Annotated in this window: 1 protein-coding gene; it reads left to right on the forward strand. The window is 58.3% G+C overall.

Annotated elements, in window-relative coordinates; genetic code table 11:
* Positions 1-770 (forward strand): hypothetical protein (locus QR78_RS35140; RefSeq protein WP_048430549.1); only part of this gene is annotated, 770 nt, incomplete at both ends.

Raw genomic sequence — 770 nt, forward strand, 5'->3', positions numbered from 1 at the left:
GGGCGACGGGCCGGGCGTCAGCCAAGTCGTGTTTACGTCGGCGGCGGCGGGTGCGGCCGGCATCTCCCTGTCGCCGGGCGACGCGCTGCGACCGGTCACGATCGACGGCCTGACGCTGACGACCTCCGTCGATCAGGTCAACGGTAACGCCGCGATCACCCTACGTTACGGGGCCGCTCCCTCGAACATCTTCAAGGGCCCGCGCATCACAAACGTCGAGATTGCCGGCGTCGGCAACAACTCCACGTATTGGAGCAAGGGGATCGACGCCTATAATATCTGGGGTTTCGATTTTCACGGTATCCATATCCGCGGCAAGGATTTCGGCGGCGTCACATCTTTCCCGAGCGCCAATATGGGCGCCGCGATCAGCATCACGGGCGAGAGTGGCGGTGGCTGCTCGGATGGCAAAATCTCCAGCGTCAACGTTTTCTTAGCTCGCTACGTCGGCTACGTAAGCGGCGATTGCGAAGGGCTGCACTGGACGGACAACACGGGCGTCGCCGTTGATCAGGGCATCGTTTGGCCCGATGCCAAGGGTTATCCCGGCTTCTTCATTTCGAACAATCATTTCAATACATTCTCGACAGCCATTGCGATTTACGGCGCTCAACAGGGCTTCATTACGAGCAATCTACTCTACAAATGGGCCGGATCATCCCAAGATTGGCGCGGTATATACCTTAGCACTTACGTAAACGGCGCAACGACATACTACGCAAACGACAACATCATCAGAGGCAATACATTGTACGGCTCTGCCAGAGGCG

Origin of the sequence: Methylobacterium indicum, assembly GCF_001043895.1 — a bacterium.
GTDB classification, from domain to species: Bacteria; Pseudomonadota; Alphaproteobacteria; order Rhizobiales; family Beijerinckiaceae; genus Methylobacterium; species Methylobacterium indicum.